Annotated in this window: 13 protein-coding genes; 4 read left to right on the forward strand and 9 right to left on the reverse strand. The window is 54.2% G+C overall.

The features are described 5' to 3' along the window. Window positions 1–135: 135 nt before the first annotated feature. Entirely contained in the window at window positions 136–951 is an 816-nt protein-coding gene (locus ACR0AW_RS19830) for a fumarylacetoacetate hydrolase family protein (protein ID WP_170776371.1), read from the forward strand. A gap of 237 nt (window positions 952–1,188) precedes the next feature. Here the strand turns inward: ACR0AW_RS19830 and ACR0AW_RS19835 are convergent, their stop codons facing one another. After that, the gene (locus tag ACR0AW_RS19835; protein WP_170734126.1) at window positions 1,189–1,833 is read right to left on the reverse strand and encodes a cation efflux transmembrane domain-containing protein; all 645 of its coding nucleotides are present in this window, start codon (window positions 1,831–1,833) and stop codon (window positions 1,189–1,191) included. 74 nt (window positions 1,834–1,907) lie between these two features. On the opposite strand from ACR0AW_RS19835, the gene ACR0AW_RS19840 reads away from it, so the two are divergent. Next, window positions 1,908–2,324, forward strand: a complete 417-nt coding sequence (locus tag ACR0AW_RS19840) for a MerR family transcriptional regulator (RefSeq protein WP_170520077.1) — start codon at window positions 1,908–1,910, stop codon at window positions 2,322–2,324. Between the two features lie 76 nt (window positions 2,325–2,400). Here the strand turns inward: ACR0AW_RS19840 and ACR0AW_RS19845 are convergent, their stop codons facing one another. After that, a complete protein-coding gene (locus ACR0AW_RS19845; RefSeq protein ID WP_480439512.1) occupies window positions 2,401–3,222 on the reverse strand; it encodes a prephenate dehydrogenase/arogenate dehydrogenase family protein in 822 nt (273 codons plus the stop codon). A gap of 431 nt (window positions 3,223–3,653) precedes the next feature. Between ACR0AW_RS19845 and ACR0AW_RS19850 the strand changes: the two genes are divergently transcribed. Then, on the forward strand, window positions 3,654–7,022 hold the full coding sequence (locus ACR0AW_RS19850) for a hypothetical protein (protein WP_170734128.1): 3,369 nt from the start codon (window positions 3,654–3,656) through the stop codon (window positions 7,020–7,022). Between the two features lie 261 nt (window positions 7,023–7,283). Here ACR0AW_RS19850 and ACR0AW_RS19855 read toward each other — a convergent pair whose 3' ends face one another. From ACR0AW_RS19855 to ACR0AW_RS19875, 5 genes are all read right to left on the reverse strand, one after another. Further along, on the reverse strand, window positions 7,284–8,138 hold the full coding sequence (locus tag ACR0AW_RS19855) for a TniQ family protein (RefSeq protein ID WP_170734129.1): 855 nt from the start codon (window positions 8,136–8,138) through the stop codon (window positions 7,284–7,286). Further along, window positions 8,135–9,124 (reverse strand): ATP-binding protein, encoded by a 990-nt coding sequence (locus ACR0AW_RS19860; protein ID WP_170734130.1) that lies wholly within the window; start codon window positions 9,122–9,124, stop codon window positions 8,135–8,137. Before ACR0AW_RS19860 ends, ACR0AW_RS19855 begins: the two co-directional genes overlap by 4 nt. Further along, window positions 9,124–9,480, reverse strand: coding sequence for a hypothetical protein (locus tag ACR0AW_RS19865; protein WP_170734131.1), 357 nt, complete (start codon window positions 9,478–9,480; stop codon window positions 9,124–9,126). The genes ACR0AW_RS19860 and ACR0AW_RS19865 overlap by 1 nt, the downstream gene beginning before the upstream one ends. 262 nt (window positions 9,481–9,742) lie before the next feature. Then, window positions 9,743–12,160 carry a DNA topoisomerase (ATP-hydrolyzing) subunit B gene (gyrB, locus tag ACR0AW_RS19870; protein ID WP_170734132.1) on the reverse strand — a complete coding sequence of 806 codons (2,418 nt, stop codon included), beginning with the start codon at window positions 12,158–12,160 and terminating at the stop codon, window positions 9,743–9,745. Window positions 12,161–12,262: 102 nt separating this feature from the next. Then, on the reverse strand, window positions 12,263–12,835 hold the full coding sequence (locus ACR0AW_RS19875; protein WP_170734133.1) for a TetR/AcrR family transcriptional regulator: 573 nt from the start codon (window positions 12,833–12,835) through the stop codon (window positions 12,263–12,265). A gap of 99 nt (window positions 12,836–12,934) precedes the next feature. On the opposite strand from ACR0AW_RS19875, the gene ACR0AW_RS19880 reads away from it, so the two are divergent. Then, window positions 12,935–13,501: a carboxymuconolactone decarboxylase family protein gene (locus tag ACR0AW_RS19880; RefSeq protein ID WP_170734134.1), complete on the forward strand. Its 567-nt coding sequence runs from the start codon at window positions 12,935–12,937 to the stop codon at window positions 13,499–13,501. Here the strand turns inward: ACR0AW_RS19880 and recF are convergent. After that, window positions 13,498–14,595: a DNA replication/repair protein RecF gene (gene recF / locus ACR0AW_RS19885; protein WP_170734135.1), complete on the reverse strand. Its 1,098-nt coding sequence runs from the start codon at window positions 14,593–14,595 to the stop codon at window positions 13,498–13,500. The genes ACR0AW_RS19880 and recF overlap by 4 nt on opposite strands. A 39-nt stretch (window positions 14,596–14,634) precedes the next feature. Further along, a complete protein-coding gene (gene dnaN, locus ACR0AW_RS19890) occupies window positions 14,635–15,756 on the reverse strand; it encodes a DNA polymerase III subunit beta (protein WP_010442547.1) in 1,122 nt (373 codons plus the stop codon). Window positions 15,757–15,937: the final 181 nt, after the last annotated feature.

Raw genomic sequence — 15,937 nt, forward strand, 5'->3', positions numbered from 1 at the left:
CAATTATTTAGGGTGCACAAACGGGTGGAGATTTTTGTTGCTTGATCGCCTTGGACTTGCCCACTTGAAGCAGAAGATACCGACACTTTCAGTGCAAGCCTTTGAGTGTGCGACGATGGCCCTTCAAAACCTCGCTTGCATCGCAATCCAGCCGTCGGCGCGTATAATGCGAATATGACAAGAGATATTGAATCTAACGCTCAGACAATTGCTGATGCCCTGACCTCTGCCCAGCAGATACCTAAACTGTCTTCAGAGGCAGAACAGCTATCGCTGGATGACGCATATTCGATTGCTAGTCGTGTCCGCGAGATTCTGGGCAAAGAAAGAGTCGGCCGAAAAGTCGGCTTCACGAACCGCACGATTTGGCCTGTTTACGGTGTGGATCAACCCATTTGGGGAGAGGTCCACGCAGATGGGCTGTTTTCGACTGATCAGCCGGTAAACTTGGCAAGTTATTCAGAACCGAGAATCGAGCCAGAAATCGTACTGGGCCTTAAACATGCACCAACAGCTGAAATGAACAATGAGCAGTTGGCAGGTTGCGTGGAATGGGTGGCCCCGGGATTTGAAATTGTTCAATCGATTTATCCCAACTGGAAATTCTCGGTCGAAGACTCAATCGCAGCACAAGGATTGCACGGCTGCCTTGTTCTTGGCGACAAAATCGCGGCTACGCATGATGTCTTGACCGGCTTAGCCGAAGTGCCACTAGCATTGTTCAAGGGCGCCGAGGCCATCGAGTCCGGCAAAGGTGAAAACGCGCTTGGAGGCCCAATTGAAGTCCTGGCTCATCTTGTGTCTCTACTATCACAAGCCAACCAGCTTCAGGCAGGCGAGCTGGTTACAACCGGTACTTTGACAGACGCATGGCCAGTGTCTCCGGGTGAAGAATGGTCAGCTGGTTTTGGTGGCGTGATGGACACCGAGCTATCAGTACGATTTACATGAGGCCTTGGTAGAGTGGTGACGCCGACTGCACCAAAGAAAAGTTACTCTCAATAGCTGACCATGATGGTCTTCCACTGGTTTCATCAAATCTGGGACGCAATTTAACCAGGTCCGGTTTAGGCTCGGTGTCGTCGTTCGCTCAGTCGCGGCGAATGTCCGGAAAGCGGACATGCATCGCGACTGAGCGAATGACCGCGTGGAGCCCATACCTGTGTAGTTTGCCCTCCGCAGCGAATGTCAGCTTGTCCGAGCTGTTCTATGCTCGTGTGCTGCTTCCTCGTGCCGTTCCTCAAGAGCCTGACGAATGATCTGGTACGAAGATGACAAGAACAGGCTTGCCATGATCGCAGCAACTATTAGGTCAGGCCAACCTGTTGCCGTGCCCCAGACGCCCAACGCGGCAATCATCACAGCTACGTTACCGATGGCGTCGTTCCGCGAGCATAGCCAGACTGATCGCACGTTGGCGTCTCCATCCTTGTAGCTAACAAGCAAGAATACGCTCGCAAGGTTTGTTGCGAGAGCCAACGCGCCGATGATGCCCATAATTTCGGCCTCTGGAACGCCCACGTAAAAAACACGGTAGACGGTAGACCCAAACACCCACGCACCCATAAAAAAGAGGCTGATCCCCTTTGCTAAGGCGGCATTCGTTCGAGCGCGGATAGACGCGCCGATCACAGCGAGGGAAATGCCGTAGGTCAGTGCGTCACCAAGGAAGTCGAGCGCGTCGGCCTGAAGTGCCTGAGACTTCGCGTAGTGTCCCGCGGTCATCTCGACCACGAACATCGTCGCATTTAACGCGATGACGATCCAAAGCCGACGTTTGTATTCGTTCGACATTCCGTCGAATTTCACCTCGTTGCCGCAGCACCCTGCCATCTCAAAACCTCTTCAGAATCGCGTCAGATCCAATGTAGTGTCTCTAGTGACTAGAGGTTCAAGAGGTTTTTCACATGTTCTCGATTGGCGAGCTTTCGAAGCGGACGAAGGTCAAAGTGCCCACCATCCGCTATTACGAAGAAATGGGTCTACTGGCCGCACCGGAACGGACGGCAGGCAACCAGCGGCGCTACACAAATGAGGGTTTGGAGCGCCTGAGCTTTATACGGCACGCGCGTGATCTCGGCTTCTCCATCGAAGCAATTTCTTCTTTGATTGAGTTACAGAACCATCCGGATCGGTCGTGCGAAGCGGCCACCGAAATCGCAGAAGGTCAGTTGTCCGAAGTACGCGCAAAGATCAAACGCCTCAAAGCTCTCGAATATGAATTGAAGCGTATCGCACAGGGATGTGACGGACGGGGTGTGGCAGAAGACTGTTACGTCCTGGCTTCGCTTGCAGACCATGACCTTTGTGGTCGAGATCACTGACCCACAAAAGCAGACATCTTTTCACTGATTTTGAACAGCCGCTTGGCGGACAAACCTGTCCTTGGATGCCGCTCCTTCAATTTCCGTTTTCATTGAGCTGTAGCGTCCTCGATGCTGTTTCCAGCTCAACACTCAAACTTGCGGCCAAATCAAAAAACTGTCGTCGCACCGACTCGGCGTAAGGATTGGCCTTCTCAATCGCTTCGAATACTTCTGGCGCATCGTGCTGAACCATGGAAATCGCTTCAGATAACAAGTCAAAGCTTTTCGTTGTCATGCGCCTTGGCAACGGTCCCATTCTCAGTAGCACTTTGGCAATGAGGTGCGTGAGTCCCTGGACAACTGCTGCTTCTTGGTCATGATCTTCTGGTGTCGTCGTGATGACGGTCAGTCCGAGCGCTTTGCGTAAAAACGCAGCTAGCCTTGAATGTCGGTTTCCCTGAATGGGGCAAACCGCGATCTTTAGACCCTCAATACCCGTCGTGGCACTCTGAGGACCGAACAAGGGGTGGGTTGCGACGATGTCTACATGGTTCGGCAGCAGCCGCCGCATAATTTCCGCGGGAACGACTTTGACTGAGCCGACATCGACAATCAGCGCGCCGGGTTTACAAGCAACCGCGATCTCGCTGACAACCGGCTCGAAAGAGGACACTGGTGCCGCAATGAGGATCACATCGGCCTGCGATACTGAGTGCAGGGATGACAGACGCACGCCGAGTTTCTTTGCGATCTTGGCAAGGTCCGGCGACGGATCATAGGCCGATATCTCGAAGTGCTGTCCGAGATGGAGTGCTGCAAGTTGTCCGAACGCACCAAACCCCACGATGCCTAGCGACGTATTTCGACTTCTGCTGTTGTTGTTCATTTTGCGACCTTTGAATTTGCCGCCCGGCACAAGGTCGTTTTCATGTTGACCGCTGTCAGGGGCAGCGGAAAACCAATGATAAATTGTCCGCAGCTATCGAAGCTGAGGATAATAGTCCTGCGATGCGAAGAACGATTTCACCATGAGGTCAGCGATAAGGCACCCAAGAGCGCAGAGTCAACGATATTGCTGCCTATAGGCTATGATGCAGCACTCTGTAGGAATGGCCTCAATCCGAACATGTGTCGCTTTCTGAACGAATTGCTGCTTCAGATCGTGAAACTGCAAACGCTCTATAATCGTGACTTATGTTAAATCTCGAAATCCCGGCTTTCTGCCACAAAACCGGTGCGCGTTTTCGACAGTTTCAGGAAAACGAATGTTTCTTCCTGTGATGTCTTGAAGGACGATGCCCGCAGTATCACTATTAGACTAAGCGTCCTAAAACCAAGTCTTGTTCATTGTTTTCACTCCCTGATTGGCTGCGATCCAAGCCACAGCAGCTCACCGAAGCAAACAAAAAGCCCGCAAGCGAGCTTGATGCCGAACCGGTTGTGAAGGTCGGCACCAATATCGACCGGCCGGTCATCAATCTTTATCGACCCCATATCACCTCCGGGGATTGTCTGATTGTCACCGGGTATCAGGATTTCTTGTCTTCGCTGTCGATTTTGATGAAAGAATTGCCCGAGCTGCGGGATCTAGAAAACGGCAGCGATATCCGGATACGGATATCGTTCGGGATCGACACAGCGAATACCAAACGGCTGACCAACCCCAAACCAATCACCGAAGAAATGAAACTCTACTGGCTGGAGCGCTCCGGGCTTCAAGTGGAAGAGGACCACGATCTTATCGCGGTGCTAGCAAAACACGCCATCAAAACCGGGAAAATAGATTTGCGTGTCTTCGATCCGGAACTCGCAAAACGCAAGTTGGGGATATCTGGGGATCGGCGGCTACACTCAAAAATCGTGAGCTCACCAAAAGGTGCCGTCGCCGGATCCGCAAACTTTTCCTACTCAGGGCTCTACAGAAACATCGAGTATGCCGATGACCTGGATGCGGGCACTCATGAACTTCAGGTCGAACGCACAGAAGCCGCTGAGCAGGCTTGGGATGTATCTGTCGATTGGAATACCGAAGCGCTGGAGATACTAGAAAAGCTTATCAAACCGGTGACCGCCGAAGACGCGATGGCGCGTACGATCTCGGAGCAAAAGGGGTTTGAACCCTGGCTCACCGGTGATCGAAAAGAGATCACGGGCCATACCCTGTTTGGGTATCAACAGGACCTGACCTATGAGGCGTGTTCCATCGTCTATGACCATGGTATCGCTTTCGTAGAAGCGCCAACCGGCTCGGGCAAAACCGAGATCGGATGTCACTTGGGAGAAGCTTTGACGAAGACCTACTCAAAGGTCGTGCCCAGCTCTCCGGTGCATGGTGTCGCGCGCAATAATGCGGTGGTGATTGCACCCCCTAAGGTCATCCCAAGTTGGGAAAAATACTCAACTCCATCTCTGGACGCGAAGCCGAATACCAAGTTGGCAAAACAGAACCTGCGAGGCGCTGGGGATGACAAGGCACCCGGGCTCAGGCTCGAACAATATGGCATTCTGATCATTGATGAGAGCCATACTGTTACACCGGGCTTTGAGCAGGCATCTCAAATGGCATCCGCTATTGAGCTTGCCCCGCCGAGCTGGAATGTTTGCCTGTCCGCAACCCTACTTGGGAACCGCGATGTCGATTGGTTGACCCATATGCAGGAGAAACGCGCGTCCATTTTCATGACGCCGACTTTCATTCAGGCCATGGGCGAGTTGTTCGAGCGTGAAACCCAAGTGCCTAAGGATATCTTCAACCAAGATGCCAAACTGGCAGTTCTGTCGGAGCCTGACACGACGCTGACGCAAGAGGCTCGCAGCGAACTCGCTCAGCTCGTTGCGCCGTTTTTGACACGCAGACAAAGGCGATGCATTGGCGAAGACAAAGATCCGAGTAAGCACAGCTACCCGACACTTGAAAACCACGGCCGCCCGAAGAAACTTAAGGCGACAAAACCTCAGCAAACGCGCCTGGATGAGATTGTGGCCCTCTGCAAAGAACTTGCGCCTGGCGGTCGGGTGACCGCAGTCGAGAAAAGCCGCTTCGGGCATGTGAGCACGCAACAAAGCACGCAGGATCAACTCTATATCCGCAACCTATTGAACATCCTGCGTGTGAATGCCGCCCAAGCCCATTGGGAGATGTCGCACGGAGCCATTGGCAACTCCCTCCGCGACTTCGAACGCGGAGTAAAATCGAAGAAAAAGGTGCACCAAGGCAAACAATCAAACATGTTCGCCGCACTGGGAATTGACGAGCCCGCTCCCGCAAAGAAATGTGACGCGCTAATCCAAAAGCTTGGACTGAGCGTCTTAAAAGAACTCGACGAAAAACGGTACGAGGCCTGCCTGAGAATTCAAAATGAAAAAGACCGGGTTGTGTTTCTCGCAGAGCGAACAGACACGCTTGAGATTTTCGCAGAGGCACTGTCGCGCAAAGGTCACCATATCAACTATGTCGTGGGGAACCAAACCAAGGGTGAAGATCGCGCCGTGAAGGCGATCTTTGGTGAGGGACCGGACACCTTTGAGCGCATCACACAAGGCAAGTCTGTAGAGTCTTATTTCCGGCCCGGCGGAAAAAACGCTCCAGATGGACCGGCGTCGGTCTTTCTGACCTATAAAATGGCAGAAGGCATCAACCTACAGTCATCAGATACGTTGGTGTTGCTTGGCCTGACCTCAAACTTGAAAGAGCTCATCCAAGGTCTGGGTCGGATCGACAGGATCGACAGCGAGTTTGGGATCGTCAACTACCACCTGGTTGACGTACCCGTCGGGCAATTTGCGTCCGATGAAAAAATCGCCCAGCGCATAGAGAACTATAAGACTTTGGCTGGGGACGCGTTTATCGATGCTGTCCTGGAAGAAAGTACGGAAGACGCAGAAGTGATCCTCGCTAGTGTTGTTGAGTATCTGCGATCCCCAAGGCACCTTCGCGACAACAACTTTCACGACGTTCTGGAACGCACCAAGCAAACAATCCCCGAAGACCGCTACAAACTCATCGACAAGGCCAAGATCCAGGGCACCTGGGGCGCCGAGTTGGCGCTCTTGTCGGCCCGTGAGAAATTCACGGCGCTACATCTCAAAGGACTTAGCAAGAGCAATAGCTTCTTTCCGCCTCGCCTGCTGCTTCTCAAGGATACTGCGCCAGGCCTTATACTGGAACGCGACCAGCTGGCCTGCGTCCAATCTCTGGAGACTGCATACGAACGGACCAGAAGCCTTGGCATGGAGCACGCCCACATGTCACTGGAAGATCTCTCTGAAGCGCTAGAGACGATTTCAGAGCAGATCGGCAAGCTGACCGAGTGGGACTTGCGCCCGGCGCGCGTTGAGAGCCTCATGAAAGCCTGCGCCGAGTTCATGGGACGCAAAGGTGGCATCGATCTCAGTGATCAAGAATGGTTTGGCCATCTGTCACTGCCGGCCGTGGAAATGGTGTGCGAGGCGTGGAGCCGTGAGCTTGATCCCTTCTGGGAACAAGCAAAACACGAAGTGCGTGACAGTTTCGCCTATGAGGATCTTCCCAAGGGGTACATCGCGCTTCAGGTTATCCTGGAAAAGCTCGAAAGCGATCATCAGGCGTCCGCTGAGATCCATGAAAAGATGTTCCGGGTCATCGAGGAAGCTGAGCAGGTTTCACGCGACCACGAACCCGCAATTGGACAGCGTATTTCAGTGGTGTTCTTTTCGGATGGTGCAGGCGAGCACTAGGCAGCCTCAGACAGCAGCGAAGCCAGATCACTCAGTTTTACCAAGTGTCCTCGCGTCGTCTTACCTTCCATTTGCGCACCATGGGTCTCAATCCCTTTGCTCTCAAAATCAGACAGGAGCTTTCGGGACGTAGTTCCTCTTGACCTAGCCAGTGTAGCGACGGGCATGTACTCGCTTTGAAAGATCGCAAGCTGCTGTGGTCTGACCAAGAAAGACTCGCCTGCGCCATGTGGAACTGAGCGAGATCCGAGTAGGCCCAGCTTACACCAGTGAGTCACAGCCTGAGCCTTCCAGCCCGTTAGCTTCCCGAAACCGCATTAAGCGATGATACCAGTTACCAAGCCGCTCCGGAGCGGAAGTGGCATCAGGATCACCTTCATGCAGCAGCTTCTTCACATAGCCTTCGAAACCGTGCGGCCAGTTTGCCAAAAGTAGTTCGACCGGCGCCACTAGTCGAACCGCGTCTTCAATGGTCTTCGGAATCTTCGTTTTTCCGGACTTGCCGGTACGGCTAGCTTGAAACCCAGAGGCTAGGAAATGAACGAACTTACCGATGTTGCTCGGGGGGCTGGTTTCGGTGTCGGCATTTGGGACCAATGGACCGGTGCCTGAGATTGCAGATGCTATATCGCATTCGTGTTCTAAAGCTTGATAGCGCGGCAGTTTATCAAGGGAAAACCCACAACTGCACAAACGATAGCCACCTACCTTTGGTGTCAATCTCTCCGAACAGTTTGGACAAACATCAACCAGCCTCAATCGATGTTCATGACATGCAGTTACCAAAGAGTGACGCCAGTGCGCTTGATATGGTTTCTTTTCCGCGAGGCATTGGGGGCAAACTGGGTCAGAGTGAAGACGTTCATATTGCCAATCTCGACTAGAATCTTTCGGTGGCGAGGCAGGTGCGAGACGTTCAAGCGTCCCGGGTGGGACCCCCAACTTCTGTTCAATGGCTACGATATCATCAACCAATCTACGCCCGTATTTATTACCAAGTTCTGCGAAGAAATCCGACGTAAAGTAGTGTGCTTTTGCTCGCCCTAAACGCCTAATATAGCCCAACAGGCTTTCTGAATTTTCTGGTCGCAGGAAGTAGGAGCGTTTCGATCTCATGCGGCCTCTAACGCTTCAAGGTCAATGAGTGACTCTGGTGTCACATCCAAGCCAGCGTCTTGCATGACATGGATGTAGGATCGAACGAGGTCGATTTTCTGCGGTGTTTCATCCCCAAAAAAGTAACCAGCGTTTAGGTCCTTTTGCGTTAACTGAATTGCGCTGTCCGAGATAATCTTGGATGTCAGCGTCTTCGACTTCAGCTTGAGCGCGGCGACTTGGAGGATGCGCACAAGCATTCCAACGCGACCTCCAGTTACGCCGTATAATCTGACCACCAGTTCCTCGAAATCAAAGTCAAACTGACCACCGGCGGCTTGCATGTTGCATAGAGCTTCAGAGAACGCTGCGGCAAAGTTTGTAGCATCGGCGCCATTCGACCAAGCATACGGAAACAGCTCGATGGTCGACAGCGTTCTGTCCCTCAATTGCTCGTTTTCATCAATGAGCCCCTGAAACTTAGGCAAACCGGCGAGGATCAGCGTGACCCCTGTTTGATCGATTAGCCATTTGAAATGGTCGGTTGCACCACGTTTTGACAGATGAGCACCTCGTTCGGCGCAATGGCTGCATTCATCCAACGCGATTGTGCGAATACCTTTTTCACGCACAGCGAAGCACAAACGGGCCTGTAAATCGTGCGCGCTTTGAGTTGGTCCTGCTTTGACCCCAACGGCTTCCAGCATCGCTGTAAGCAGTGTCTTACTGTTTGGTTTGGTCGGAATACTTCCGATGACAAAATCGCTTGCTCCGTCCAAGCCAGAATACTCAAGCAGGTCAGTGCTGAGATCTGGTGACTTGCCGAGTTCAACTTGAACGTCATTCAAGAGTTGCGTCTTTCCGCAACGTGTAGGCCCGGACAAGAAAATTGCGGCGCCGTTCAACTTGCGAGAAATGGAGACAGCTTCAACCAATTTGTCTTTGGCAACTACATAGCTTGGATGTTCAATTGTCCGGTCGAGGACTTCAAACACTCGCTCTGTCATTACGGACACCCTCCTTTGGAGACAAAACTTGGCAAATTGCTGGGCAAATCAAACTCGGGTTTTTCCGCCCTGTACGCGGGCTCTGAATGCCCGCGCTTATCCATGACTCTCTTGGATTGGGCGAAGATTTCCTGTCTTCGCTCCTCTTTGGCGGCCTTCTCCCGAGACTTTGCGGTCTTAGTCTTTGCCTTTGGTTGTTCTTCATAAAGGTGCAGAGCCATCGCAGTGATCAGCGCCTTTTCTTGAAGCTCTTCGTCTTCCGCCGTGAAAGTTTGCTTTCGCAGTCTCGCCAACTCATCGAAGGATAAGTACAATTGTTGAATGTCTCCTTCAATGGACGGCACAACGAAATCCAAAATACGCTTGGGCTATCGCTTTGGGCCGTTCACCAAGTTTGCAGAGTCAGCTTTCTGCGCGTCGCAGACCTTCGCGAGAATCCAAGGTTCCTTGGGGTGACCCTTTGCGGGGCTGAGCAACGCAAAGGGCCATAACCGCAACGACTAAGCCAAAAACTGATTGAATTCATCGCTAAGGCAGACATTCGCGCAGCGCAAAACTATGGGCGAACTACGCAAACTTATGGGGTGTGCGAAGTGCTATGCGCAAACCTACACCCGCTCAAAAATCCAAATTCTCCACACTCAGAGCATTCTTTTGAATGAATTCACGGCGTGGCTCTACCACATCACCCATGAGTTTGGTGAACAGATCATCGGCCTCGACCATATCATCCACGCGTACTTGCAAAAGGGTCCGTGCGTCCGGGTCCAGCGTTGTTTCCCAGAGTTGATCGGGGTTCATCTCTCCCAAACCTTTGTAGCGTTGCAGCGACAAGCCCTTTTCGCCTTCTTCCAGAATCGCGCGCAGCAGGTCGAGCGGGCCGTGTATGACTTGACCCCGATCGCGACGCACCAACGTTGCGGGGGTGTTGTAGACCTCTTGCAGGCTTTGGGTGAAACTGCCGGTTTTGCGGGCCTCACCCGAACGCAACATGGGGCCGTCCAGTGTGCGTACTTCTTCCACACCGCGCAGGATGCGCGCGAGGCGGATGCCGTGATCCTGTGTGATGCGGCCTTGCCAGCCGCGTTCGTATTCCAGTGCAATCAAGTCAAGGCGCGCCGCGACCTTGTCGGCCACGCCCTGCAAATCGGCATCAACAGCGCCGGGCACGAAAGCACCGGCTACAGCAGCCTGCTCCAGAATATGGCGCGGATAATGCGTTGGGAAGGCGTCCAGCACACGCTTCAGCTGGCGCGCTTCATCCACTACGCGGGTCAGGTCCTGGCCGATGATTTCCTCGCCCGAGCCTAATTTAAGTACTGCGCCTTCGACGCCCTGATTGATCAAATAATCATCCAGCGCGGCCTGGTCCTTCAAGTAAACCTCTGATTTACCTCTAGAAACCTTGTATAGTGGTGGTTGAGCGATGTAGAGATACCCGCCCTCGATCAACTCTGGCATTTGTCGGTAGAAGAAGGTCAACAAGAGGGTGCGGATATGCGCGCCGTCAACATCTGCGTCCGTCATAATGACGATTTTGTGGTAACGCAGTTTTTCGATGTTGAATTCGTCGCGGCCAATGCCGGTGCCTAGCGCCATCACGAGGTTACCGATCTCTTGGCTCGACAACATCCGATCAAATCGCGCCCGTTCCACGTTCAAGATTTTGCCACGCAAAGGCAGAACAGCCTGAGTCAGCCGATCCCGACCGGTCTGGGCAGAACCACCAGCCGAGTCCCCCTCGACCAGGAAAACTTCAGTCTTGGACGGATCTTTTTCAGAGCAATCCTTCAGCTTACCAGCCAGATAGTTCACATCCATCGCAGTCTTGCGGCGGGTCAGTTCGCGAGCTTTACGGGCGGCCTCGCGCGCTAAAGCTGCCTCGATGATCTTACCGACAATCCCCTTAGCCTCACTCGGGTTCTCTTCGAACCATTCAGCCAGCTTCTCGTTCATCAGACCTTCGACCGCCGGGCGCACCTCAGAGCTGACCAGCTTGTCCTTGGTCTGGGACGAGAATTTCGGGTCGGGCACTTTCACCGATAGCACGCAGGTCAGGCCTTCGCGTGCATCGTCACCGGTAAAGCTGACCTTTTCCTTCTTCGCGATCCCGCTGGACTGAGCATAGTTGTTGATCGTCCGGGTCAGTGCACCACGGAAGCCAGCCACATGGGTGCCGCCATCGCGCTGCGGGATGTTGTTGGTGAAGGGCAGCACGGTCTCATGATAACTGTCATTCCACCACATCGCGATTTCCACGCCGATATCGTCACGCTCGCCCTTGATATAAATCGGTTCGGGCATCGCCGGGGTCTTGGACCGGTCGAGATATTTGACAAACTCTTTGACGCCGCCCTCGTAGAACAGCTCGGTTTCCAGCCGCTCAGCAGGGCGTTCGTCGATTAGGATGATCCGCACGCCTGAGTTCAGGAAGGCCAGCTCGCGCAAGCGCTTTTCCAGCGTCTCAAACGAGTATTCGAGGTTCGAGAACGTGTTGGTCGAGGCCAGAAATCGTACCTCGGTTCCCGTGCGATCGCCGCACTCGCCGACGACTTTCAGATGTTCCGCCGTCTCACCGCCCTCAAAACGTGCCACATGTTCCTTGCCGGCCCGCCAAATGCGCAGTTCCAGCCAATCGGATAGCGCATTCACCACCGAGACGCCCACACCATGCAGACCACCTGACACCTTGTACGAGTTGCTGTCAAACTTACCGCCAGCGTGCAGTTGGGTCATGATGACTTCAGCCGCTGAAACGCCTTCCTCGGGGTGGATATCCACCGGGATTCCACGTCCATTGTCGCTGACCGAAACGCTGGAATCCGCGTGAATTTTTACAGTCACATGGTCGGCATGACCGGCCAGTGCCTCGTCAATTCCGTTGTCGACAACCTCGTACACCATATGGTGCAGACCCGAACCATCATCCGTATCCCCGATATACATACCGGGACGTTTGCGAACTGCCTCTAAGCCTTTGAGAACTTTGATAGAATCAGCGCCGTATTCTTGGGGTGCCTGTGCGTCTTCGGACATGCCGTTAGTACCTATATTATTTTGGTAACTTATACGTTTTCTGGTGGGGATTGTCACGTGCTCCCCCCATATTTTGTGGTTCTGATCCGCTTAATTTGCGGATCAAAGCCGATCAAGGTCTGCTGCAATATCCTCGGCAATTTCTGCCGCGTTCACATCGTCCCGTTCGGCTGACAATCGCAACCCCAGAAGGTCGGATTGATAGCGCGCCGCCAAGCGATCCGGGTCATGGCTTGGCGCGATTTCTCCGGCCTTCTGCGCGCGGCGAAAGAGGTGCGCAAAACAAGCTTTCATGTCAGCCATATGGGTCTGCGCCTGATCAGCCAAATCATGGTCTTTGGCTTGCAATTCCGCATAAGTCTTCGCCAACATGCAGGCTTTAGTTGGCAGTTCCGACGCCTCGATCACACGACGAGGTTGCACCTTAAGAGCACCAAGCGGGCCCAATTCCTGCGCCAAAGCCTTCATATTGGCAACCCCTTCCTGAGTATACCGCTCTAACGCCAGGGCGTAGAGCGCATCTTTCGACCCGAACGCCGCGTAGAAGCTGCCCGGTTTCAGCTTCAGCTCTCGCTCGAGATCCTTAAGCGACGTCCCCGCCCAGCCGTGACGCCAGAAAATATCTCGCGCCTGCGCGATAAGCGCGTCTCGGTCATATGAGGGTTTGCGGGGCATCGTTTCACCAATTCTTGAACGTTCGCTCAAATATATACTTGAGTGATCGCTCAAGAAACCCTAAATACGACTCATCGCGCCAGAAACAGGAGTTTTGACATGGCCAATTTCCCGTCTCACGACCTAGAAACCGCCCCGGAAGGGTCCAAGCCGCTGCTTGAGAAATCTCAGGCTGCATTCGGCCGCCTGCCCGGTCTTCATAAAGTAATGGCCGAAAGCCCCCAGCATCTGGAAGGCTATCAGGTTCTGCACGGCCTGTTTCTGCAGACCGATTTCAACAACGACGAAAAAACCGTTGTCTGGCAAACCATCAATGTCGAAAACGAATGCCATTACTGTGTGCCTGCGCATACCGGCATCGCAAAGATGATGAAAGTCTCTGACGAGATCGCTGAGGCGCTGCGCAACGAAACTCCGCTGCCCACGGCCAAGCTGGAAGCGCTACGCACCTTTACCCTGCAAGTGATGGAAACCCGTGGAAACCCGACTGAGGAACAGCTGCAGGCCTTCTTTGACGCTGGCTATTCCCACCGTGCGGTCCTGGATGTCGTACTGGGTCTGGCACAAAAAACCATGTCGAACTACGTCAACCACATGGCCAAAACCCCGGTCGACGAAGTGATGCGCGGCTTCCTTTGGGAACGCAAAGTCGGCGAGCCTGCCTAAACGCTGACGACCGAGCCCTCGTCGCCTTCGGTAACGACCAACGTTTGGGCTCGATCCCCCAATTCTGCAAATAGCTCAGGCCCGGTGCCCGTCATCCAGGCCTGTGCACCCAGCGCACAAATCTCATCATACAACGCAGCGCGCCGACCCGCATCCAGATGCGCGGCCACCTCATCCAGCAATACAATAGGAGGTGCTCCAACCATCTCCGCCAACGCTCGCGCGTTTGATAGGATCAGCGATACCAGCAGTGCTTTCTGCTCACCGGTCGAGCAATCTTTGGCAGGAACGCCCTTGGCGGAATATACACCATACAGGTCTGATCGATGCGGGCCGACCAAAGTCCGCCCGGCGGCCAGATCGCGAAACCGGCTTTCATCCAAAGCTTCTCGCAAGTCTTCCGCCATCTCAGGCATTGCGCCTTCGGTTTGAACCAATTCGAGATCCGCTGAAGGAAAGGCCGTCTCAGCTTTATCCTGTGCTGAGCGCAGATGCTCCAACGCACTCAACCGCGCGGCGTGGATGCGATGCCCCATCTCGGCCATCTGCCCTTCCAGCGCCGCGTACCAATAAGCATCGCGAACTTGTTCTTTCAGCAACCGGTTCCGCTCGCGCATCGCTTTTTCATAGGTCAGAGATGCCTCGGCATGTGCAGGATCAAAACTCAGCGCGATTCTGTCGAGGAACCGCCGTCGCCCTTCGGCCCCTTCGATCCAGAGACGGTCCATCGATGGGATTAACCAAACTACCCGCGCCAGCTTTCCCAATTCAATCTGGCTTGAGGTTTTCTCATCAATCCGCACTTGCCGCGCCGCACCACCTTCGGACCAGGTTTCAATCTCGAAATTCTGTCCTTGCGCATTCAATAGCCCAATCAGCTTCCACCCCAGCGCCTCGGGGCGCCGTGTCATCTCAGCGGCGCTTGCCCGCCGCATCCCGCGCCCGGGTGAAAACAGAGAAACCGCTTCCAGGATGTTGGTCTTACCGGCCCCGTTTGGCCCATGGATCGCCACTGGCCGCCCGTCCAACGACAGGCGCGCCAGCTTATGAGACCGAAAATGCGAGACCGTAAGCTCGGTCAGGGCCAATCCCATGACCCCTCTCTTTCGTTAGAGATCACCCAGTCGAGGCAATCAGACGCGCATCGGCATTACGACGTATACTGCGCTTTGGTCGTTGCCTTCGCGCATCAGTGTCGGATCACCCGCCGAGTTGAACATAAACACCGCATTTTCACGATCCACCTGAGACGCGATTTCGAGCAGGTATTTGGCGTTGAACCCGATCTCCAGGCGCTCATCCCCATAAGCAACTGCCAGCTCTTCCTCAGCCGCACCACTGTCGGGTGCATTCACTGACAGAACCAGCTTATCCGCATCCAACTGCAATTTGACGGCCCGCGACCGTTCGGACGAAACTGTCGCCACACGATCCACGGCCTGCGCGAATTCAGCCGCGTCCACTTCTAACTTGCGCGTGTTGCCTTGCGGGATGACGCGTGTGTAATCCGGGAACGTTCCGTCGATCACTTTCGAGGTGAGCGTGATGTCAGGTGTTGCAAACCGCACCTTGGTTTCGCTGACCGAGACGGCGATGTCCATCTCGTCATCATCCAGCAGCTTGCGCAGTTCGCCCACGGTTTTGCGGGGCACGATCACGCCCGGCATATCCGCTGCACCATCCGGCAGATCCGCATCGATCCGTGCCAAGCGGTGACCATCAGTCGCCACGCAACGCAATACCTTGCCGCCCTCGGAACCATCCGCAACGTGCATGTAAACGCCGTTCAAATAATATCTCGTCTCTTCCGTGGAAATGGCAAACTTCGATTTATCGAACAGCCGGCGCAACAATGCCGCCGACGCCGTAAAGTTCGATTGGTATTCTGAAGACGCCATAACCGGGAAATCTTCTTTCGGCAGCGTCGCCAGAGAAAAATTCGAGCGCCCCGCTTCCACGGTCAACCGCCCAGCTGCACTATCTGCGGTCAGGGTCACCAGCGCCCCATCGGGCAGCTTGCGTACGATCTCATGTAGCGTTGTGGCCGCAACAGTCGTAGCGCCCGCTTTCTCGACTTGCGCGGGGGCCTTGTCGACCACTTCGATGTCCAGATCGGTGGCACGAAACAGCGCCTGATCGCCTTCGGCCTCGATCAGCACGTTGGCAAGTATGGGAATCGTGTTGCGACGTTCGACAACTGACTGGGCCTGCGAAACGGCCTTGAGAAGGGTGCCGCGTTCGATGCTGATCTTCATACCCTCTGTTCCTTTGACTTGCGTGCCGAAATAGGCGGGACTGGCACGTTAGCGTCTCAGCCCTGAGGCACAAGGATTTTTTACGGATTTCTGGGTCGGATTGCCTCGGTGGTCAAGAGCAGCGCGCGTGAAACACTCCAGATCATTCTCAACCGTGGACAATAGCGCACAAGAAAACACC

Source organism: Ruegeria sp. C5, assembly GCF_056537605.1.

Bases quoted from the DNA above. Each gene is read 5' to 3' on its own strand.
- ACR0AW_RS19835 (WP_170734126.1), bottom strand. From the start codon at position 1,833: ATGGCAGGGTGCTGCGGCAACGAGGTGAAATTCGACGGAATGTCGAAC.
- ACR0AW_RS19880 (WP_170734134.1), top strand. From the start codon at position 12,935: ATGGCCAATTTCCCGTCTCACGACCTAGAAACCGCCCCGGAAGGGTCC.
- recF (WP_170734135.1), bottom strand. From the start codon at position 14,595: ATGGGATTGGCCCTGACCGAGCTTACGGTCTCGCATTTTCGGTCTCAT.
- ACR0AW_RS19875 (WP_170734133.1), bottom strand. From the start codon at position 12,835: ATGCCCCGCAAACCCTCATATGACCGAGACGCGCTTATCGCGCAGGCG.
- ACR0AW_RS19840 (WP_170520077.1), top strand. From the start codon at position 1,908: ATGTTCTCGATTGGCGAGCTTTCGAAGCGGACGAAGGTCAAAGTGCCC.
- gyrB (WP_170734132.1), bottom strand. From the start codon at position 12,160: ATGTCCGAAGACGCACAGGCACCCCAAGAATACGGCGCTGATTCTATC.
- dnaN (WP_010442547.1), bottom strand. From the start codon at position 15,756: ATGAAGATCAGCATCGAACGCGGCACCCTTCTCAAGGCCGTTTCGCAG.
- ACR0AW_RS19860 (WP_170734130.1), bottom strand. From the start codon at position 9,124: ATGACAGAGCGAGTGTTTGAAGTCCTCGACCGGACAATTGAACATCCA.
- ACR0AW_RS19855 (WP_170734129.1), bottom strand. From the start codon at position 8,138: ATGAGATCGAAACGCTCCTACTTCCTGCGACCAGAAAATTCAGAAAGC.